The organism is Pseudorhodoferax sp. Leaf265 (assembly GCF_001422365.1).
Classification (GTDB): domain Bacteria; phylum Pseudomonadota; class Gammaproteobacteria; order Burkholderiales; family Burkholderiaceae_C; genus Pseudorhodoferax.
The window spans coordinates 47,705-66,919 of record NZ_LMMT01000014.1; the positions used below are offsets into that span (position 1 = coordinate 47,705).

Annotated in this window: 18 protein-coding genes; 12 read left to right on the plus strand and 6 right to left on the minus strand. The window is 70.3% G+C overall.

The window, feature by feature from the left end; all coding sequences use genetic code 11:
- Positions 1-13: 13 nt before the first annotated feature.
- Both ASF45_RS15085 and ASF45_RS15090 read left to right on the plus strand, forming a co-directional pair.
- Complete coding sequence (locus ASF45_RS15085) at positions 14-487, plus strand: Rrf2 family transcriptional regulator (RefSeq protein WP_056663859.1); 474 nt, start codon at positions 14-16, stop codon at positions 485-487.
- Entirely contained in the window at positions 477-1,364 is an 888-nt protein-coding gene (locus ASF45_RS15090; RefSeq protein ID WP_056663862.1) for an NAD(P)/FAD-dependent oxidoreductase, read from the plus strand. Before ASF45_RS15085 ends, ASF45_RS15090 begins: the two co-directional genes overlap by 11 nt.
- 76 nt (positions 1,365-1,440) lie before the next feature.
- Here ASF45_RS15090 and ASF45_RS15095 read toward each other — a convergent pair whose 3' ends face one another.
- The 6 genes from ASF45_RS15095 to tyrS form a co-directional block, all read right to left on the minus strand.
- The gene (locus tag ASF45_RS15095; RefSeq protein WP_056663866.1) at positions 1,441-2,385 is read right to left on the minus strand and encodes an NAD-dependent epimerase/dehydratase family protein; all 945 of its coding nucleotides are present in this window, start codon (positions 2,383-2,385) and stop codon (positions 1,441-1,443) included.
- Complete coding sequence (locus ASF45_RS15100) at positions 2,382-3,401, minus strand: fumarylacetoacetate hydrolase family protein (protein ID WP_056663869.1); 1,020 nt, start codon at positions 3,399-3,401, stop codon at positions 2,382-2,384. Before ASF45_RS15100 ends, ASF45_RS15095 begins: the two co-directional genes overlap by 4 nt.
- Positions 3,402-3,426: 25 nt before the next feature.
- Positions 3,427-4,209: an SDR family NAD(P)-dependent oxidoreductase gene (locus ASF45_RS15105; protein WP_056663872.1), complete on the minus strand. Its 783-nt coding sequence runs from the start codon at positions 4,207-4,209 to the stop codon at positions 3,427-3,429.
- On the minus strand, positions 4,193-5,170 hold the full coding sequence (locus ASF45_RS15110; RefSeq protein WP_056663876.1) for a tripartite tricarboxylate transporter substrate binding protein: 978 nt from the start codon (positions 5,168-5,170) through the stop codon (positions 4,193-4,195). Before ASF45_RS15110 ends, ASF45_RS15105 begins: the two co-directional genes overlap by 17 nt.
- A gap of 109 nt (positions 5,171-5,279) precedes the next feature.
- The gene (locus ASF45_RS15115; protein ID WP_056663878.1) at positions 5,280-6,185 is read right to left on the minus strand and encodes a helix-turn-helix domain-containing protein; all 906 of its coding nucleotides are present in this window, start codon (positions 6,183-6,185) and stop codon (positions 5,280-5,282) included.
- A gap of 32 nt (positions 6,186-6,217) precedes the next feature.
- A complete protein-coding gene (gene tyrS / locus ASF45_RS15120; RefSeq protein ID WP_369802139.1) occupies positions 6,218-7,420 on the minus strand; it encodes a tyrosine--tRNA ligase in 1,203 nt (400 codons plus the stop codon).
- Between the two features lie 198 nt (positions 7,421-7,618).
- Here tyrS and ASF45_RS15125 point away from each other — a divergent pair, with 198 nt between their 5' ends.
- The 10 genes from ASF45_RS15125 (at position 7,619) to ASF45_RS15165 (ending at position 19,213) form a co-directional block, all read left to right on the plus strand.
- The gene (locus tag ASF45_RS15125; protein WP_056663883.1) at positions 7,619-8,962 is read left to right on the plus strand and encodes a M23 family metallopeptidase; all 1,344 of its coding nucleotides are present in this window, start codon (positions 7,619-7,621) and stop codon (positions 8,960-8,962) included.
- Between the two features lie 10 nt (positions 8,963-8,972).
- Entirely contained in the window at positions 8,973-10,091 is a 1,119-nt protein-coding gene (locus ASF45_RS15130; protein ID WP_056663886.1) for an anhydro-N-acetylmuramic acid kinase, read from the plus strand.
- 128 nt (positions 10,092-10,219) lie between these two features.
- Positions 10,220-10,402 carry a hypothetical protein gene (locus ASF45_RS35320; protein ID WP_156473017.1) on the plus strand — a complete coding sequence of 61 codons (183 nt, stop codon included), beginning with the start codon at positions 10,220-10,222 and terminating at the stop codon, positions 10,400-10,402.
- A gap of 142 nt (positions 10,403-10,544) precedes the next feature.
- Entirely contained in the window at positions 10,545-11,540 is a 996-nt protein-coding gene (locus ASF45_RS34565) for a serine hydrolase (protein WP_235580925.1), read from the plus strand.
- Positions 11,476-12,525, plus strand: coding sequence for a serine hydrolase (locus ASF45_RS15140; RefSeq protein ID WP_056663889.1), 1,050 nt, complete (start codon positions 11,476-11,478; stop codon positions 12,523-12,525). Before ASF45_RS34565 ends, ASF45_RS15140 begins: the two co-directional genes overlap by 65 nt.
- Before the next feature lie 96 nt (positions 12,526-12,621).
- Positions 12,622-13,350, plus strand: coding sequence for a TetR/AcrR family transcriptional regulator (locus ASF45_RS15145; RefSeq protein WP_056663892.1), 729 nt, complete (start codon positions 12,622-12,624; stop codon positions 13,348-13,350).
- A gap of 6 nt (positions 13,351-13,356) precedes the next feature.
- The gene (locus ASF45_RS15150; protein ID WP_056663895.1) at positions 13,357-15,153 is read left to right on the plus strand and encodes an acyl-CoA dehydrogenase C-terminal domain-containing protein; all 1,797 of its coding nucleotides are present in this window, start codon (positions 13,357-13,359) and stop codon (positions 15,151-15,153) included.
- Positions 15,150-15,578, plus strand: a complete 429-nt coding sequence (locus ASF45_RS15155; RefSeq protein WP_056663899.1) for a DUF2147 domain-containing protein — start codon at positions 15,150-15,152, stop codon at positions 15,576-15,578. The genes ASF45_RS15150 and ASF45_RS15155 overlap by 4 nt, the downstream gene beginning before the upstream one ends.
- A gap of 14 nt (positions 15,579-15,592) precedes the next feature.
- Positions 15,593-17,992 (plus strand): 3-hydroxyacyl-CoA dehydrogenase/enoyl-CoA hydratase family protein, encoded by a 2,400-nt coding sequence (locus tag ASF45_RS15160; protein ID WP_056663902.1) that lies wholly within the window; start codon positions 15,593-15,595, stop codon positions 17,990-17,992.
- Between the two features lie 12 nt (positions 17,993-18,004).
- Positions 18,005-19,213 carry an acetyl-CoA C-acyltransferase gene (locus ASF45_RS15165; protein WP_056663906.1) on the plus strand — a complete coding sequence of 403 codons (1,209 nt, stop codon included), beginning with the start codon at positions 18,005-18,007 and terminating at the stop codon, positions 19,211-19,213.
- Positions 19,214-19,215 lie beyond the last annotated feature (2 nt).

Consider the following 19,215-nt stretch of genomic DNA (forward strand, 5'->3'; position numbering starts at 1 on the left):
CTCATAATGTTGCATGAACAAGGACAGCCGACTGTCGGGCGTGCTGCACGCCCTGTTGCACATGGCCGAGATGCCGGGGCCGGCCACATCGGAAACGCTGGCGCGCGCCATGTCCACCAACCCGGTGGTGGTGCGCCGCCTGATGGCCGGCCTGCGCGAGGCCGGCTTCGTCGCCTCGGCCAAGGGCCATGGCGGCGGCTGGGTGCTGTGCTGCCCCCTGGAGCGCATCACGTTGCGCGACATCCATGAAGCGGTGGGCGCGCCGGCATTGCTGGCCGTCGGCCACCGCAGCGACAACCCCGAATGCCTGGTGGAACAGGCCGTCAACACCGCCCTGCAGGGCGCCTACCAGCAGGCCGAGGCGCTGCTGCTCGCGCGCCTGGGCGAGGTCACGCTGGCCCAGCTCTCGGCCGATTTCCACCGCCGCATGCTGGCCAGCGGCCGGCAGCCCCATGGTGTTTCAGAGGAGATCGGACATGGACATTGACGCCCTCGTCGTCGGCGGCAGCTTCGCCGGCATCTCGGCCGCCCTGCAACTCGCACGGGCGCGCCGCCAGGTTTGCGTGGTGGACGCGGGCGCCCCGCGCAACCGCTTCGCCCAGGCCTCGCACGGCTTCTTCGGCCACGACGGCCGGGCACCACTGGAGCTCATGGCGCAGGCGCGCGCGCAGCTGCTGGCCTATCCGAGTGTGCGCTTCATCGCCGCGCAGGCCACCGAGGCGGCGCCGCAGGGCGAAGGCTTCGCGCTGGCGCTGGACAACGGCGAGCGGCTCGTGGGCCGGCGGCTGTTGCTGGCCACGGGCGTGCGCGACCTGCTGCCCGAACTGCCGGGCCTGGCCGAGCGCTGGGGCCAGAGCGTCGCCCACTGTCCCTACTGCCATGGCTACGAGTTCGACCGCCAGCCGCTGGGCGTGCTCTACCGCATGCCGCTCTCGCTGCACCAGGCCCAGCTGATCGCAGAGTGGGGGCCGACCACGCTGTTCCTCGACGGCCACACGGTCAGCGACGACGAGCGTGCCCACATGGCGGCGCTGGGCGTGGCGGTCGAGCCGGGCAAGGTGCTGGCGCTCGAAGGCGAGGGCACGGCGCTGGCCGGCGTGCGGCTGGCCGGGCGCGTGGTGCCGCTGCGCGGCCTGTTCCTCGCGCCTACCGTGGTGATGGCCAGCCCGCTGGCCGAACAGCTGGGCTGCGCGTTCGAGACCGCGCCGGCCGGGTCCTTCATCCGCGTGGAGATGGGCCAGACCTCGGTGCCGGGCGTGTTCGCGGCAGGCGACGCGGCCACGGCCTGGAGCAATGCCGCGCAGGCCGCGGCCGCAGGCAGCCTGGCCGGGGCCGCGATGCACCGCGCCATGGTCTTCGGCTGAGGTCCCGCCATCCGCGGCAGGCACCCGCGCCGCGTTTCTGGAGACGGTGGCCGGGCCGCGCGCGCTGCGCAGGGTGTCAGGGCACGGCCCTGCGCAGCAGGGCGTCGAGCGCGCCGTCGTGGCGGAAACCCAGCGCCTCGGCCTGCGGCGCATGCAGCACCGGAAAGCGGCCGAAGTGCTGCTCGGTCTGCGCATCCGGCCGGTAGTCGACGCGGCCGGCGCGTGCGCCGTGCCGCTGTGCGATGGCCTGGACCACCTCGCCGACCGTGGCCGTCAGCGCGGGCAGCTGCACCACACGGGCGCTCGCCAGCCGCGCCGGCGGAATGGCGGCGGCGTGCACCAGGTTGTTGACGCAGCACGGCAGGCTCATCCACCAGGCGCGCGCGTCGGGTCCGACGGGGCAGACATAGGCTTCGCCTGCGCTGAGCCGGTGCAACAGGTCGCTCATGAAGGCCGAGCCGTGGCCGGTCGGCGATGGCGGCCGGGCGACGATGCCGGGCAGGCGCAAGGAGAGGCCGTCGACCCCGCCGCGCCGGCTGAGGTCGGCCAGCAGGATCTCGGCCATGCGCTTGTGCGCGCCATAGCTCAGCAGCGGCCGGGTGGGCTGGTCCTCGTGCATGGCCTGGTCGAAAGGCAGCGCGCCATAGACGGCGATCGAGCTCGCGAACACCACGCGCGCCGGTGGGCCGGGCAGCGCCGCGAGCCGCTGCCACAGTTCGGCCGTGGCCAACAGGTTCACGGCCATGCCGCCATCGGGCAGGGCTTCGGCGCGGCTGCCCGGCAAGCTGGCGAGATGGAACACGCCATCGGGCGGCTGGGCCAGCGCCTGCTGCAGCGTGGCTGGCGCGGCGAAGTCGCCGGCCACGGCGCGCACGCGCCGGTCGCGCAGCCAGGGCAATGCGTGCGCATCCAGTTGCCGGTCGACGGCGACCAGTTGTTCGAGCCCGGGCTGCAGCAGCAGGCGCTGGACCAGGCCCTGCCCGACGAAGCCGCCGGCCCCCGTGACCAGCACGCGCTTCATGGGCGACCGGTCCCGTCTGCCACGTCTGCCACCGGTGCGGCCAGCACGACCCGCTGGTCGATCACGCCGAACGGCGCCTGGTCGCCGGGCGCCGTGCGCGCGCGCATGCGCACGCGGTCGCCGAAGCGCATGAAGCCGGTGCGCGGCGCGCCATGCTCCAGCATCTCGATCACGCGGCGCTCCGCGATGCAGGTGGAGCCGACGTCGCGGCCGGCGTTCGAGACCGTGCCCGAGCCGATCAGCGTGCCCGCCGACAGGCGACGCGTGCGTGCCGCATGCGCGATCAGTTCGCCGAAGTGGAAGTTCATCTCCGCGCCGTGCGGATGCCCGAAAGCCTCGCCGTTCCAGTGGACCTCCAGTTCCAGGTGCACGCGGCCATCCTGCCAGTGCGGGCCCAGTTCGTCGGGCGTCACGGCCACCGGCGCGAAGCTCGTGGACGGCTTGGCCTGCAGGAAGCCGAAGCCCGATTGCATCTCGCGCGGGCCCAGCGCGCGCAGGCTCCAGTCGTTCAGCTGCACGAGCAACCGGACGGCGCCGAGCGCGGCGGCCGGTGTGACGCCCATCGGAACGGGGCCGACGATGACGCCGAACTCGCCTTCGAAGTCGATGCCCAGGGCTTCGTCGGGCAGGGGCACGTCCTCGCAAGGCCCGAGGAAATCGTCGGCAGCGCCCTGGTACATCACCGGCACGGTGTCGAACTGCGGGATCGGTGGCGTGCCGAAGGCGCGCTCCATCAGGCGGCCGTGGTTCAGGAAGGCCGAGCCGTCGCACCACTGGAAGCTGCGCGGCAGCGGCGCCATGCAGTCCGCGGGCACGAACGGGATGGCATCCGGCGCCAGGCCCGCGTTCAGCTGGTCGGACAGCTGCGCGAGCCGGGGCGCGGCGTCCGGCCAGTCGGCCAGTGCCTGCAGCAGATGCGGGGCGATGGCGTCGGCCGGCACGGCCTGTTGCAGGTCGCGCGAGACGACGACCAGGCGCCCGTCGGGCGTGCCGTTGCGCAAAGTGGCAAGTTTCATGAGCAATTGGAGTGAAGTGGCAGCCTCAGCTGCCGTCCGAAATCAGCGTGCCGCCGTCGACGACGATGTTCTGTCCGGTGACAAAGGCGCCCGCGGCGCTGGCCAGCATGGCCACCACGCCTGCCACCTCGTGCGGCTCGCCGACGCGGCGCAGCGGCGTCGCGGCCAGCCGGCGCTGCAGGAAGGCGGCATCCTCGAGCAGCGGCGTCGCCAGCGGGGTGCGGACCAGCCCGGGCGACACGGCGTTCACGCGCACGCCGCGCGGACCCCACTCGACGGCGAGGTTGCGCGCCAGCTGCGCCAGCGCCGCCTTGCTGAGCCCGTACAGGCCGATGCGGCCGTTGCCGCGCAGGCCGGCGATGCTGGCCATCAGCACCACGCTGCCGCCGCCGGCTTGTGCCATGGCCGGCAGCAGCCGGTCGGCGAAGCGCGCGGCGCCGCGCAGGTTGACGTCGAACACGCGTTGCCAGTCGTCGTCGCTGGCCTGGGCCAGCGGCGCCGCAGGACCCTGCATGCCGGCGTTGCAGACCAGCACGTCGACACGGCCTTTCCACTGCAGCGCAGCCTCGGCGGTCTGGGCCACGCTGGCGGCGATGCCGACATCGCAGGCCAGCGCCAGGGCATGCGCGCCACCGGACTGCAGCGTGCGGGCGGCTTGTGCGCAGGCCTGTGCGTCGCGGTCGACCAGCACCACGGCGGCACCTTGGCGCGCGAGCAGCTTGGCGATGGCCCAGCCGATGCCGCTGGCCGCGCCCGTCACCAGCGCGACCCGGCCGGCCAGGCCGAAGAGATCAGTCGAGCGTGACATGGGCCTCGCGGATCACCTGGCCCCAGCGGGCCGTCTCGCTGCGGATGAGTTCGGCGAATTCCGCCTGCGAACTCGGCGCGACCGTCAGCCCGAGATCGCCGTAGCGCTGTGCCACCTCGGGCGATTGCACGGCCTGCACGACGGCCGCGTGCAGGCGGTCGACGACGGGCTGCGGCGTGCCGCGGCGCACGACGACACCGGTCCAGCCCGGTACGTCCAGCTCGGGCATGCCCAGCTCCGTCAGCGTCGGCACGTCCGGCAGCTGCGCCAGCCGGCGGCGTGCGCCGACCAGAGCCACGGCCTTGAGCTTGCGCTCGCGCACCATGGGGATGCTGTTGGCCACCACGTCCAGCATCATGTCGATCTGCCCGCCGATCAGGTCCTGCACCGCCGGCGCGGCGCCCTTGTAGGCCACATGGGTGAAATTGCCCTTGGTCTGGCGCTTGAGCATTTCGCCCCAGATGTGGGGCTGGCTGCCGATGCCGTAGGAGCCGTAGTTGAGGCCGCGCTGCGTGGCGGCCGCGCGCAGCAGATCGGCCCAGTTCTGGATGGGGCTGTTGACCGGCACCACCACGAGCAGCGGCGCGTTGAGCAGGCGCGTCAGCGGCGCGAAGTCCTTCAGCGTGTCGTAGTTGAGCTTGGGGTAGAGGCCGGCGTTCATGGCAAACGGGCCCAGGTCGCCGTAGAGCAGGGTGTGGCCGTCGGCCGGTTGCTGCTTCACGTAGGCGGCGCCGATCTGGCCGCCGGCACCGGGCTTGTTCTCCACGATGACCGTCTGGCCCAGGCCCTCGCCGAGCTTTTGCGCGAGCAGGCGCGAGAGCGCGTCACCGAAGCCTCCGGCCGGGTAGGGGACGACCCAGGTCAGCGGGCGTGCGGGGAAGGCCGGGGCGCTCTGGGCCCGGGCTGCCTGGGCGAGCGCCAGGGCTGCCGTGGCGCTCAGCAGGGAACGTCGTGAATGCATGGGTCTCCACCATCGGGTTGCACCGCGCTGTGTCCGCGGCGGCGCGAGTATCGGCAGCGGCCGGCGCAGCTGCGACCGGGATCTTGCGAATCCTGTCGGATTCTTGCGCTCAGGCGGAGCGCCGCAGGCTGGAGGGCGCGCAGCCCCAGTGGCGGCGGAAGACCTGGGCGAAATGGGCCGCCGAGGCATAGCCCGTTTCCTGCGCGATCTCCAGCACCGACTGGCGGCCGGTCAGCAGCAGGTGGCGCGCGTGCTGCATGCGGCGTGCCGTGACGAACTGGTGGGGCGACTGGCCGCAGCTGGCCTTGAAGCAGCGCGCGAAGTGGAAGGGGCTCAAGCCCACCGCGGCCGCCAGCGTGTCCAGCGGCCAGGGCGCATCCAACCGCGATTCGACCAGGTCGGTGACCTGGCGCAGCTGGCGTGCGCTGAGCGGCGCCGCCGGGCGGCGGCCGGCATCGGCATGGCTGTAATGCTCGAGCAGATGCACCGCCAGGCCCATCGCCATGGCGTCGCCGAAGCCGGCCTGCAGTGAGGTGTTGCTGTCCAGCGAGGTGTGCAGCACCTCGGAGAGCGAATGCAGCAGCAGGTCGGCGGTGCCGAAACTGCTGTGCAGGCGCCGTGCCGTGGCGCCCGCGTCGCCGGCTGCGCGCTCCAGCCACACCGGCGACAGGTCGATGTGCAGGTTGTCGCGCGGCAACTCGCTGCGCCAGAAGGTCGGCGTGCCCGCGGGCACCAGCACGGCCTGCCCCGTGTGCCACACCGAGTCGGCCGCTGCCGCGCCATGCTGCTGCAGCAGGCGTGTCGGAGGGCCCCGCCGGATCACGATGCAGTGCTGGCCCGTGGGTGGCACATACAGGTCCTGCACCGGGCTGGCCTGCTCCCAGACCACCAGTCCGTGCCAGGGGCGACCCCGGCTGGAGCGCCGCACGGCTCCGGGCACGGCCTGCGCGGCCTCGTCCACGTAGGCTTGCTCCAGTGCGCGCCAGCGTTGGGGGTCGATCGCGGCGTCCAGCACGGCAGGCCTCGGCGAGCGCGGTGGCGGGGCGTTCAGCCCAGCGTCACGCGCGCGAACTTGCGCTTGCCCACCTGCACCACGTAAGTGCCGGCCGCGAGCTTGAGGCCCTTGTCGCTGACCACACTGGAGTCCACGCGCACGCCGCCGCCGTCGATCAGGCGGTTGCCCTCGCCGCTCGATGCGGCCAGGCCGGCGGCCTTGAGCAAGGCGCCGATGCCCATGGGTGCGCCACTCAGCTGCACCTCGGGGATCTCGTCGGGCACGCCGCCCTTGCTGCGGTTGATGAAGTCCTGCTCGGCCGCATCGGCCGCCTGGGCGCTGTGGAAGCGTGCCGTGATCTCCTTGGCCAGCGCGACCTTGGCGTCCTTGGGGTTGCGCCCGCCGGCGACCTCGGCCTTGAGCGCGGCGATCTCGGCCTCGCTCTTGAACGACAGCAGCGTGTACCAGCGCCACATCAGCGTGTCGCTGATCGAGAGCACCTTGGCTAACATGGTGTTGGGCTCTTCGGAGATGCCGATGTAGTTGTTCTTGCTCTTGGACATCTTCTCCACGCCGTCCAGCCCTTCGAGCAACGGCATGGTCAGGATGCACTGCGGCTCCTGGCCGTACTCGGCCTGCAGGTGCCGGCCCATGAGCAGGTTGAACTTCTGGTCGGTGCCCCCGAGCTCCAGGTCGCTCTTGAGCGCCACCGAGTCGTAGCCCTGCATCAGCGGGTACAAAAACTCGTGCACGCTGATCGGCGTGCCGGCGTGGAAGCGGTCGTGGAAGTCGTTGCGCTCCATCATGCGCGCCACTGTGTACTTGGCAGCCAGCTGGATCAGGCCGCGCGTGCCCAGTGGGTCGCTCCACTCGCTGTTGTAGCGGATCTCGGTTTTGGCCGGGTCCAGCACCAGGCTGGCCTGCTTGTAGTAGGTCTGGGCGTTGGCCTCGATCTGTTCGCGCGTGAGCGGCGGGCGCGTGCTGTTGCGGCCGGAGGGGTCGCCGATGGTGGTCGTGAAGTCGCCGATCAGGAAGATCACCGTGTGGCCCAGATCTTGCAGCTGGCGCATCTTGTTCAGCACCACGGTGTGGCCGATGTGGATGTCCGGCGCGGTCGGGTCCAGGCCCAGCTTGATGCGCAGTGGTTGGCCGCTGGTCTCCGCCTTCTGCAGCTTCTTGATCCAGTCCGCCTGGGGGATGAGTTCGTCGCAGCCGCGCAGCGTCACCGCAAGGGCTTCCTGTACACGATCGCTCAACACTTGCATGCCTTCGTTAGTTTTGTCTACAGACGTGTCCATTAGGGTTATCCATTTGTTGCGGGCCGGTGACGTCGATATACTGCGCCCGGTTTTTTGGTGCAATTTTAGGTTGCGCTGTAAGACGAAAACCCGATCTCCTGCAATCCGCCACGGCGGGTTCGCTTCCGTTTCTTCCTTCGTTCAGGGGACAAGCTTTTGAAAAACGGGCTGGCCACCGTTCTCGACTCCGTTGTGCCTTTGCTGCAGCGCCACCCGAAACGCCTCACTGCCTTGCTGGCTGCCGTGCTCCTGTGCGGCGGCGGCGGCGCCTTTGCCGTGGCCTCGCTGGCCCCGGACATGGCCGACATGCCCGTGCGCCAGCTCACGCAGAGCGTCACGCCGCTCGCGCTGGACACGCAGATCGAGGCGCTGGACCTGCACCGCTTCAACCTCTACCGCACCGAGACCACGCGCTCGAGCGACAGCGCGCGTTCGCTGTTGGACCGCCTGGGCATCGCCGATACGGCCGCCGTGGCCTACCTGGGCCGCGATGCGCGCGTGCGCCAGACCCTGCTGGGCCGCGCCGGGCGGCTGGTCACGGCCGAAGCCGCCGACGACCACAGCCTGCAGCGCCTGACCATGCGCTGGATCGCCAGCGCGGACGCCACCGAATTTCAGCGCCTGGTGGTCGAGCGCACGCCGCAGGGCTTCAGTTCGCGCATCGAACGGGCACCGCTCACGGCCGGCAGCCAACTGGCCAGCGGCGTGATCACCTCCTCGCTGTTCGCCGCGACCGACGACGCCGGCCTGCCGGAATCGGTGGCCTCGCAGATCGCCGAGATGTTCTCGGGCGACATCGATTTCCGCAGCGCGCTGCGCAAGGGCGACCGCTTCTCCGTGGTCTACGAGACGCTGGAGGCCGATGGCGAGGTGCTGCGCGCCGGCCGCGTGCTGAGCGCCGAGTTCGCCAACAACGGCAAGGTCTACCAGTCCATGTGGTTCCAGGAGCCCGGCCAGAAGGGCGGCTACTACGGCCTGGACGGCCAGAGCCTGCGCCGCGCCTTCCTGGCCTCGCCGATGGAGTTCTCGCGCGTGACCAGTGGCTTCGCCAACCGCTTCCACCCCATCCTGCAGAAGTGGCGTGCCCACCTCGGCGTGGACTACGCGGCGCCAATAGGCACCTCGGTGCGCACCGTGGGCGACGGCGTGGTCGAGTTCGCGGGCGTGCAGAACGGCTTCGGCAACGTCATTTATGTCAAGCACCGCAACGACATGGTGACCGTTTACGCCCATCTCTCGCGCATCCTCGTCAAGAAGGGCGAGCGCGTGGAGCAGGGCGCGCAGATCGGCGCGGTCGGCATGACCGGTTGGACCACCGGCCCGCACTTGCACTTCGAGTTCCGCGTGAACGGCGAGCACCAGGATCCGATGGTCATGGCCAAGCAGGCCGAGGCCGGCACCGTGTCGGCCGCGGCCAAGGCCGCGTTCGAACGCCAGGCTTCCGTGATGCGCCAGCAGCTGTCGACGGCCGGCGCGGTGCAGCAGGCCAGCGCGCAGTAAGCACAGCCCGATGGCCGAGCGCTTCATCGGCCTGATGTCCGGCACCTCGCTGGACGGCGTGGACGGCGTGCTGGCCGAAGACGCTGGCCAGGGCCTGCGCGTGCTGGCCCATGTGGCGGCCCCGTTCGACGCAGCGTTGCGCGCCGAGCTGCTGGCCTTGAACACCCCCGGCGACAACGAACTGCACCGCGCGGCGCTGGCGGCCAATGGCGTGGCCCTGGCCTATGCCGAGGTCGTCCAGCGGCTGCTGCAGCAGACCGGCCTGGCGCCGGCCCAGGTGCGTGCCATCGGTGCCCACGGCCAGACCGTGCGCCACCAGCCCCAGGCTGTCGACGGCGTGGGCTACACGCTGCAGTTGCTCAACCCCTCGCTGCTGGCCGAGCGCTGCGGCATCGCCGTGGTGGCCGACCTGCGCAGCCGCGACCTCGCGGCGGGCGGCCAGGGCGCGCCGCTGGTGCCAGCCTTCCACCAAGCACAGTTCGGCCAGCCGGATGCGGCTCTGGCGGTGCTGAACCTGGGTGGCATTTCCAACCTGAGCGTGCTGCCGCCGCTGGGCCAGGACGCGGCCGTGCTGGGCTTCGACTGCGGCCCCGGCAATGCGCTGCTCGACCTCTGGTGCCAGCGCCACCGCGGCCAGCCCTACGACGCGGACGGTGCCTGGGCCGCAAGCGGCCAGCTGCATGCCGGCCTGCTCGCCGCGCTGCGGGCCGAACCCTTCTTCGCACTGCCGCCGCCCAAGAGCACGGGGCGCGACCTGTTCCATGCGGACTGGCTTGCGGCGCGGCTCGCGCCCTTCCCGGGCCTGACGCCGGCCGACGTGCAGGCCACGCTGGCCGAACTGACGGCAGGCACCTGCGTGGATGCGGTGCGCGCCCATGCGCCACAGGCCACGCGGCTGGCGGTCTGCGGTGGCGGCGCCTTCAACGGCGACCTCATGCGCCGGCTGCAGGCGGGCCTGCCGTGGCTGCAGGTGGTGTCTTCCCAGGCCCTGGGCCTGCCACCGCAGCAGGTCGAGGCCGCGGCCTTCGCCTGGCTGGCCAGCCGCACGCTGCGCGGCCGGACCGGCAGCCTGGCCAGCGTGACCGGTGCGCGCGGCGCGCGCGTGCTCGGGGCGATCTACCCCGCCTGAGCCGCCACCGCGGCGGTGTTCCCTTGCCGGGACAAAGGCTTTCGTGTCACGGGAGAACGCGCGCCGGTTTGGACCCGTCATGTGCCGGTGTCATCATGCGGCCATCTTGCCGGCGCGTGGCTGGCTCCTTGTTCGAGAAAGATTCGGAATCGATGTCTTTGCTGGTGTTGGTGCTTGGCCTGTCGGGGATCGCGACCGCGGTGCTGGTCTGGTATGTGCGGTGGCGCCGGGAGCGGCGTGCCGAGGAGGCGCGCCTGTGGCAGCAGCACCGTGAGTGGCAGTCGACGCGCCAGCAGCACGAGCAGCCCTGAGGCCATGCAGTGCCGCCCCTGCGCCGTCCACTGGGGCCGCAGGTGCTTGCTGGCATTGTGTCTTTGCGTATCAGCTGTATCGGCCGCAGCCGCGCCGCCTTGGCAGGAACGGCTGACCAACGCGCTGGAGCGCATCGACGCCATGCCAGAGGGGCCGCGCATCGGCGTCTACGTGCGCGCGCTGGCCAGCGGCGAGAGCGCGTCCTTCCGGGCCGGGCAGTCCTGGTACCTGGCCTCCGCCGTGAAGGTGCCGGTGGCCATCGCCGTGCTGCGCGGTATCGCGCGTGGAGACTACCAACTCGACACGCCCGTCACACTGCGCGCCGACGACTATGTGGATGGCGCGGGTGCCACCAACCGCCATGCGGTGGGCGCGGCGCTGCCGATCCGCTTCCTGCTCGAGCAGATGGTCATCCACAGCGACAACACGGCCAGTGACATGCTGATCGGGCTGGTCGGCCTGGAGCAGGTCAATGCCGTCACGGCCGAGGTGGCCCCCGCTGGCTTCGGCCCCATCACGCGGCTGGCCGAGGTGCGGCGCGCCACCTACGGCCAGCTGGTGCCGGCGGCGCACCGGCTGGCCGGAAGCGAGCTGCTGGTGCTGCGCCAACAGCGCGATGACAGCGCGCGACTCCAGTACCTCGCACGCCTCGTGCAGGTGCCGGTCGCCGATTTCCGCCTGGCCACGCTGGGCGAGGCCTACGACGCCTACTACGCCACCGGCCTCAATGCCGGCCGGCTCGACGCCTATGGTGAACTGCTGGTGCAGCTGGCCGATGGCCGGTTGCTGCCACCCGCGCATACGCGCTACCTGCTGGGCCTCATGGAGCGCGTGGTGACGGGGTCGCAGCGCATCCGCGCAGGCCTGCCTGCGGGGGCGCGCTTCGCCCACAAGACCGGCACCCAACGTGGCCGCTTCTGCGATGCCGGCATCGTGCAGCCGGCCGCAGGCACGCGTGTGGTCGTGGTGGCCTGCACGCGCGGCGCGCTGTCGCTGGCACGTGCCGAACGCGCGTTGCGCGAGGTCGGCGCGGCGCTGTGCCGCTCCGGCGTGTTGACACAAGGAGTGCCCGATGCGCCGAGTTGCGCCGTCCGTCCGCCTGCTCTGCCTGCTGCTGGCGACGCTGACCCCCCTTGATGCGGCACGCGCCGACGACTGGCCGGCGCGCCTGCGCAGCGAGATCGAACGCCTGGACCAGGGCAGCCCCGGTCGCCTGGGTGTGTACGTGAAGCGGCTGCGCGACGGCAGCCATTTCGACCATGGTGCCGACCGATCCTGGTACCTGGGCTCCACGGCCAAGGTGCCGATCGCGGTGGCCGTGCTGCAGCAGGTCGACGCCGGCCGCCTGCAACTGGACACCGCGGTGGCCCTGCGCGAAACCGACAAGGTCGACGGCTCCGGCCCACTGGTCTGGAGCAAGGTCGGCCAGTCCTACCCCATCGACACGCTGCTCGCGCGCATGCTGGGCGACAGCGACAACACGGCGGCCAACATGCTGGTGCGCGTGGTGGGCGTGGACACGCTGAACCGCAGTGCAGCCGAGGCCTTCGGCGCGCGCCAGATCGGCCCGCTGACCGACTTCACGGCGGTGCGCCGCGCGGTCTATGCGCGGCTGCACCCCGAGGCTGGCCAGCTCAGCCATAGGCAGCTGGTCGAGGTGGCGGCCGCGCCCATGCCGCAGCGCGCCGAAGCCGTGCGCCGGGCGCTCGAACTGCCCCCTGATGCCTTGCGCACCGACATCGACGCGGCCTACGCCGGCTACTACGCCGAAGGCCACAACAGCGCCACGCTGGTCGGCTACGGTGCCATGCTGGAGCGCCTGGTGCGCGGCGAGCTGCTGTCTCGGACCAGCACCGAGCGACTGGTCCAGGCCATGAAGTTCGGGACGCGTGGCAACTACCGGCTCGAAGCCGGCCTGCCCAAGAACCTGCGCCTGATCCACAAGACCGGGACCCAGCACCAGCGTGCCTGCCACATGGGCGTGGTGCAGCCGCAGGACGGCGGGCACGACGCGACCGTGGTCGCGGTCTGCGCCGCCGAACTCGACGAGCAGCGCGCTGCCGGCCGGCTGTTCGAGGCCGTGGGCCGCGCCATCGCCGGCACGGCCCTGGCCGAGCGGTAGGCGCGCAACACCCCTAAAAAAAAGCAGGCCCCGGGGGCTTGTATTGCGTGGTTTTGCCGGCAAAATCGCACGACCGTTCGTTTTATTGTCTGCACAATGACCCGTCCAACTTCCGCTGCTTTGAAGGCCGTGCCCGCTTCGGACAAGGTGCGCGTGCTGCCCAAGGGCCGCCAGACCAAGGCCGCCATCGTCGATGCCGCGCTGAGCCTGGCCTCGCAGATGGGCCTGGAAGGCCTGTCCATCGGCGCCGTGGCCGAACTCACGCAGATGAGCAAGTCCGGTGTGTTCGCGCACTTCGGTTCGCGCGAAGAACTCCAGATATCCGTCGTGCGCGAGTACTACCAGCGCTTCGAACAGGAGGTGTTCTTCCCGGCATTGCGGGTCGAGCGCGGCCTGCCCAGGCTGCGCGCACTGTTCGGCAATTGGATGCAGCGCGTGGCCGTGGAGATCCAGTCCGGCTGCATCTTCATCAGCGGCGCGGCCGAGTTCGACGACCGGCCCGGTCCGGTGCGCGATGCGCTGGTCGACTCCGTCAAGTCCTGGCTAGGCGCGCTCGACAAGGCCGTGGCCCTGGCCAAGGACATGGGCGAGCTGCGCGCCGACACGGACGCGCGCCAGATGGCCTTCGAGATCCACGGCCTGATCCTCGCGCTGCATTACGAAGAACGCTTCCTGCAGAACCCCGGTGCCATCCGCCGCGCCGAGGCCGGCTTCGAGCACATCCTGGCGCGCTACGGCAGCCCGGCCACCGTCGTTCCCCTTTCCCCCACAGCCGCACGCAAGCGCGCACCCAAGACCAACCGCCCTTCCCGCACCAAGGAGTAAAACAAGATGCCCAGCTACACGCCCCCCCTGCGCGACATGCAGTTCCTGCTGCACGAGGTGCTGCGCGTCAGCGACGAATTCAAGGCCATGCCGCGCCATGCCGAGGTCGATGCCGACACCATCAACGCCGTGCTGGAAGAAGCCGGCAAGTTCGCCGCCGAGGTGACCTTCCCGCTCAACATCGGTGGCGACACCGAGGGTTGCACGCTGGACCAGGCCACGCACGAGGTCGCCACGCCCAAGGGCTTCAAGGAGGCCTATGCGCAGTTCGTCGAAGGCGGCTGGCCGGCGCTGTCCTGCGACCCGGCCTACGGCGGCCAGGGCCTGCCCTACGTGGTGAACCAGTGCCTGTACGAGATGCTCAACAGCGCCAACCAGGCCTGGACCATGTATCCCGGCCTCTCGCACGGCGCCTACGAGGCGCTGGCCGCGCACGGCACGGAAGAGCAGAAGAAGACCTACCTGCCCAAGCTCACGAGCGGCGAATGGACCGGCACCATGTGCCTGACCGAGCCGCATTGCGGCACCGACCTCGGCCTCTTGCGCACCAAGGCCGAGCCGCTGCCCGACGGCACGTACAAGATCACCGGCAACAAGATCTTCATCTCGGCCGGCGAGCACGGCATGGCAGAGAACATCGTCCACCTGGTGCTGGCCCGCCTGCCCGACGCGCCCAAGGGCAGCAAGGGCATCAGCCTGTTCGTGGTGCCCAAGTTCCATGTGAAGGGGGATGGTTCGCTGGGCGAGCGCAACGCCATCTTCTGCACGGGCCTGGAGCACAAGATGGGCATCCACGGCAACGCCACGGCGCAGATCGCCATCGAGGGCGCCATCGGCACCCTGGTCGGCGCGCCCAACAAGGGCCTGGCGGCCATGTTCGTGATGATGAACGCGGCCCGCCTGGGCGTGGGCAACCAGTCGCTGGGCCTGACCGAGGTGGCCTACCAGAACGCGCTGGCCTATGCCAAGGACCGCATCCAGATGCGCTCGCTGTCCGGCCCCAAGGCCAAGGACAAGGAGGCCGATCCCATCATCGTGCATCCCGACGTGCGCAAGATGCTGCTGACGGCCAAGGCCTATGCCGAAGGCGGCCGCGCGCTGCAGATCTACTGCACGCTGCTGCTCGACAAGGCCCACCACCACCCCGACGAGAAGACGCGCAGGAACGCCGACGAACTCGTCGCGCTGCTGACCCCCATCGTCAAGGCCTTCATCACCGACAACGGTCACACCGCGACCAACGCCTGCATGCAGGTCTTCGGCGGCCACGGCTTCATCAAGGAATGGGGCATGGAGCAGTTCGTGCGGGACAACCGCATCAACATGATCTACGAGGGCACGAACACCGTGCAGTCGCTGGACCTGCTGGGCCGCAAGGTGCTGGGCGACCAGGGCGCGGCGCTGCGCAAGTTCGGCAAGCTGGTCGGCGCGCTGGTGGAGGAGGAGGGCGTCAACGAGAAGATGGCCGAGTTCATCAACCCCATCGCGGTGCTGGGCGAGCAACTGACCAAGTTCACGACCGAGATCGGCTTCAAGGGTCTGCAGAACCCCGACGAGGTCGGCGCCGCCGCGGTGGACTACCTGCGCGTGGCCGGCCACCTGGTGTTCGGCTACTTCTTCGCGCGCATGGCGCAGGCATCGCTGCGTGCCATCGCGGCCGGCAGCACCGACCCGTTCTACACGGCCAAGCTGCAGACCGCGCGTTTCTACTTCGCCAAGCTGTTCCCCGAGACCGCCACGCTGATGCGCACCGCGCGCGCCGGCAGCCGCGTGCTCATGGACACCGACGCCGCGCTGGCATGAAGCTGCTGCCGCTGACCCTGCTGCTGTGCGGCCTGACCGCACAGGCGCAGATGACGCCCGTGGGCCGCTGGCACAGCGTGGACGACAAGACCGGCGAAGCCAAGGCGCAGATGCAGATCGGCGAGCAGGGCGGGCAGCTCAGCGGCCGCATCGAGAAGCTGCTGCGCAAGGAGGCCGATCCGCAGGCGCGCTGCACCGAATGCAGCGACGACCGCAAGGACCAGCCCATGGTGGGCCTGGAGATCATCCGCGGCGCGAAGAAGGCCGAAGGCAAGGAGGTGTGGGAGGGCGGCAAGATCCTCGACCCCGAATCCGGCAAGGTCTACGCGCTGCGCCTGACGCCCATCGAAGGCGGCGCCAAGCTGGAGGTGCGCGGCTCGATCGGCCCGTTCTGGCGCACCCAGACCTGGATCCGCCAGCCCTGAACAAGGAAAAGAACATGTCGAAATTCAGAATCAAGAAGGTCGCCGTGCTCGGCGCCGGCGTCATGGGCGCGCAGATCGCGGCGCACCTCGTCAACGTGCGCGTTCCCGTCGTGCTGTTCGACCTGCCCGCCAAGGAAGGCCCGAAGAACGGCATCGCGCTCAAGGCCATCGAGGGCCTCAAGAAGCTCAAGCCGTCGCCGCTCGGCGTGGCCGACGAGGCCACGCTGATCCAGCCGGCCAACTACGAGGAGCACCTCGGCCTGCTGGCCGGCTGCGACCTCGTGATCGAGGCCATTGCCGAGCGCATGGACTGGAAGCTGGACCTGTACGCCAGGATCGCGCCGCACCTGGCCGCGCACAGCATCGTCGCGTCCAACACCTCGGGCCTGTCGATCACGAAGATGGGCGAAGCCCTGCCGGCCGCCGTGGCGCCGCGCTTTTGCGGCATCCACTTCTTCAACCCGCCGCGCTACATGCATCTGGTGGAGCTGATCCCCACGCCGGCCACCGACGCGCAGGTGCTCGACGACCTGGAGACCTTCGTCACGAGCGCGCTGGGCAAGGGCGTGGTGCGGGCCAAGGACACGCCCAACTTCATCGCCAACCGCATCGGCGTGGCCGGCATGCTGGGCACGATCAAGGAAGTCGAGAACCACGGCCTGACCTACGACGTGGTGGACGACCTCACGGGCAAGAAGCTGGGCCGCGCCTCCTCGGGCACCTTCCGCACGGCCGATGTCGTGGGCCTGGACACCATGGCCCATGTGATCAAGACGCTGCAGGACACGCTCACGGCCGAGACCGACCCCTTCTACACGAGCTTCGCCACGCCGCCCGCGCTCAAGGCCTTGCTGGAACTGGGCAACCTGGGCCAGAAGACCAAGGCGGGCTTCTACAAGAAGGTCGGCCGCGACGTGCTGCGCTTCGAGCTGGAAAGCCGCGACTACGTGCCGGCTGGCCAGAAGGCCGATGCGGTCTACGAACGCATGTTGAAGAAGCCTGCCGCGCAGCGCCTGAAGCTGCTGCGCGAAGCCGAGGGCGCCGAGGGCCGCTTCCTGTGGGCCATCCTGCGCAACAGCTTCCACTACGCGGCCGTGCACCTGGCCTCTATCGCCGAGACCGCGCGCGATGTGGACTTCGCGATGCGCTGGGGCTTCGGCATGCGCCAGGGCCCGTTCGAACTCTGGCAGGAAGCCGGCTGGCTGCAGGTGGCGCGCTGGGTGCAGGAAGACATCGACGCCGGCAAGGCGCTGTCCAAGGCGCCGCTGCCCCAGTGGGTGTTCGAAGGCCCGGTCGCGCAGGCCGGTGGCGTGCACACGCCCGAAGGCTCGTTCAACCCGACGACGGGCCGCTTCGAGCCGCCGCGCCGCCTGCCCGTGCACGCGCGCCAGCTGTTCCCCGAGGGCGTGCTCGGTGACGGTAAACCGGGCTTCGCCCAAGCCGGAACGACCGTGCACGAGGATGCTTCGGTCCGCCTGTGGACGCTGGACCACGAGGTGCTGATCGCGAGCATCAAGACCAAGATGCACGCCATCAGCCCCGAGGTGGCCGAGGGCCTCACGCGCGCCGTCGAGCTGGCCGAGCAGGATTACCAGGGCCTGGTGGTCTGGTCCGGCGACGAGCCGTTCTCGGCCGGTGCCGACCTGCAGTCCATGCTGCCGGCCTTCATGGCCGTGGGCGTGGCCGCGATCGAGGACGCCGAAGGCTTCCTGCAGCAGACCATGCTGCGCCTGCGTTACGCCAGCGTGCCCGTGGTTTCGGCCATCCGCGGCCTGGCACTCGGCGGGGGCTGCGAGCTGGCCATCCACAGCGCGCGCCGCGTGGTGGCCATGGAGAGCTACATCGGTCTCGTCGAGGTCGGTGTGGGCCTGGTGCCGGGCGCCGGCGGCCTGACCTACATCGCCCGCCGCGCAGCCGAGAACGCGGCCACGTCCACCGACAAGGACCTGCTCAAGTTCGTCACCGAGGGCTTCACGGCGGCGGCCATGGCCAAGGTCGGCACCAGCGCGCTGGAGAGCCGCAAGCTGGGCTACCTGCTGGAGTCCGACATCGTCGTGCCGCACAAGGACGAGCTGCTCTACGTGGCGCTGGCCGAGGCCAGGGCCATGGCCAACGCCGGCTGGCGCCCGCCGCTCAAGCGCCAGTTCCCGGTGGCTGGCCGCAACGGCAGGGCCACCATCCTGGGCCAGCTCGTGAACATGCGTGACGGCGGCTTCATCAGCCAGCACGACTTCCACATCGCCGGACTGATCGCCGGCGTGGTGACGGGCGGCGATGTCGATGCCGGCACGCTGGTCGACGAGGACTACCTGATGGCGCTGGAGCGCCAGGCCTTCTGCGCGCTGATCGTGCACCCCAAGACGCAGGAACGCATCCTGGGTCTGCTGAACACCGGCAAGCCGCTGCGCAACTGAGGAGAGAAGAACATGAGCAAACAGGTTCAAGACGCCTACATCGTCGCCGCCACGCGCACCCCGATCGGCCGCTCGCACCGCGGCACGCTGCGCAACCTGCGCCCCGACGAGATGCTGGCCGCCGTGCTGCGCGCCGCCATGGCCCAGGTGCCCGGCCTCGATCCCAAGGCCGTGGAAGACGTGATCTGCGGTTGTGCGATCCCCGAGGCGCAGCAAGGCCTCAATGTCGCGCGCATCGGCGCGGTGCTGGCCGGGCTGCCGCACAGCGTGGGCGGCATCACCGTCAACCGCTTCTGCGCCTCCGGCCTGTCGGCCGTACAAATGGCGGCCGACCGCATCCGCGTGGGCGAGGCCGACGTGATGGTCGCGGCCGGCACCGAGAGCATGAGCATGGTGCCCATGATGGGCAACTCGCCCTCGCTGTCGCCCGTCATCTTCGCCGACACCGACAGGCTCGACGACTACGGCATCGCCTACGGCATGGGCCTCACGGCCGAGAAGGTCGCGCAGCAGTGGAAGGTCTCGCGCGCCGCGCAGGACGCCTTCGCGGTCGAGTCGCATCAGCGCGCACTGAAGGCCCAGCAGGCCGGCGAGTTCGCGGACGAGATCACGCCGATCGAGGCGGTGGACCGCACGGCCGATCTGGCGAACGGCACGAGCATCGAAAAGCGCAAGACCCTGTCGCTCGACGAAGGCCCGCGCCCGGACACCAGCTTCGAGGGCCTGGCCAAGCTGCGCCCCGTGTTTGCCGCGCGCGGCTCGGTCACGGCCGGCAACAGCTCGCAGACCTCCGACGGTGCCGGCGCGCTGGTCCTGGTCAGCGAGCGCGCCTTGAAGCAGTACGGCCTCACGCCGCTGGCGCGCTTCGTCGGCTACGCCAGCCGCGGCGTGCCGCCGCACCTGATGGGCATCGGCCCCATCGAGGCGATCCCGGCGGCGCTGCGCAACGCCGGCCTGCAACTCGGCGACATCGACTGGATCGAACTCAACGAAGCCTTCGCCGCGCAGTCCCTGGCCGTCATCAACACCCTGGGCCTGGACCCGGCCAAGGTCAACCCCATGGGCGGGGCCATCGCGCTGGGCCATCCGCTGGGGGCCACGGGCGCTATCCGCTCCGCGACAGTCGTGCATGCGCTGCGGCGCAAGAATCTGAAGTACGGCATGGTCACCATGTGTGTGGGCATGGGGCAAGGCGCTGCCGGCATCTTCGAAAGAGTCTGACA

Bases quoted from the DNA above. Each gene is read 5' to 3' on its own strand.
- ASF45_RS15095 (WP_056663866.1), bottom strand. From the start codon at position 2,385: ATGAAGCGCGTGCTGGTCACGGGGGCCGGCGGCTTCGTCGGGCAGGGC.
- ASF45_RS15110 (WP_056663876.1), bottom strand. From the start codon at position 5,170: ATGCATTCACGACGTTCCCTGCTGAGCGCCACGGCAGCCCTGGCGCTC.
- ASF45_RS15085 (WP_056663859.1), top strand. From the start codon at position 14: ATGAACAAGGACAGCCGACTGTCGGGCGTGCTGCACGCCCTGTTGCAC.
- ASF45_RS15150 (WP_056663895.1), top strand. From the start codon at position 13,357: ATGCCCAGCTACACGCCCCCCCTGCGCGACATGCAGTTCCTGCTGCAC.
- ASF45_RS15165 (WP_056663906.1), top strand. From the start codon at position 18,005: ATGAGCAAACAGGTTCAAGACGCCTACATCGTCGCCGCCACGCGCACC.
- ASF45_RS15090 (WP_056663862.1), top strand. From the start codon at position 477: ATGGACATTGACGCCCTCGTCGTCGGCGGCAGCTTCGCCGGCATCTCG.
- ASF45_RS15155 (WP_056663899.1), top strand. From the start codon at position 15,150: ATGAAGCTGCTGCCGCTGACCCTGCTGCTGTGCGGCCTGACCGCACAG.
- ASF45_RS15160 (WP_056663902.1), top strand. From the start codon at position 15,593: ATGTCGAAATTCAGAATCAAGAAGGTCGCCGTGCTCGGCGCCGGCGTC.
- ASF45_RS15145 (WP_056663892.1), top strand. From the start codon at position 12,622: ATGACCCGTCCAACTTCCGCTGCTTTGAAGGCCGTGCCCGCTTCGGAC.
- ASF45_RS15100 (WP_056663869.1), bottom strand. From the start codon at position 3,401: ATGAAACTTGCCACTTTGCGCAACGGCACGCCCGACGGGCGCCTGGTC.
- ASF45_RS34565 (WP_235580925.1), top strand. From the start codon at position 10,545: ATGCCAGAGGGGCCGCGCATCGGCGTCTACGTGCGCGCGCTGGCCAGC.
- ASF45_RS15140 (WP_056663889.1), top strand. From the start codon at position 11,476: ATGCGCCGAGTTGCGCCGTCCGTCCGCCTGCTCTGCCTGCTGCTGGCG.
- ASF45_RS15105 (WP_056663872.1), bottom strand. From the start codon at position 4,209: ATGTCACGCTCGACTGATCTCTTCGGCCTGGCCGGCCGGGTCGCGCTG.
- ASF45_RS15130 (WP_056663886.1), top strand. From the start codon at position 8,973: ATGGCCGAGCGCTTCATCGGCCTGATGTCCGGCACCTCGCTGGACGGC.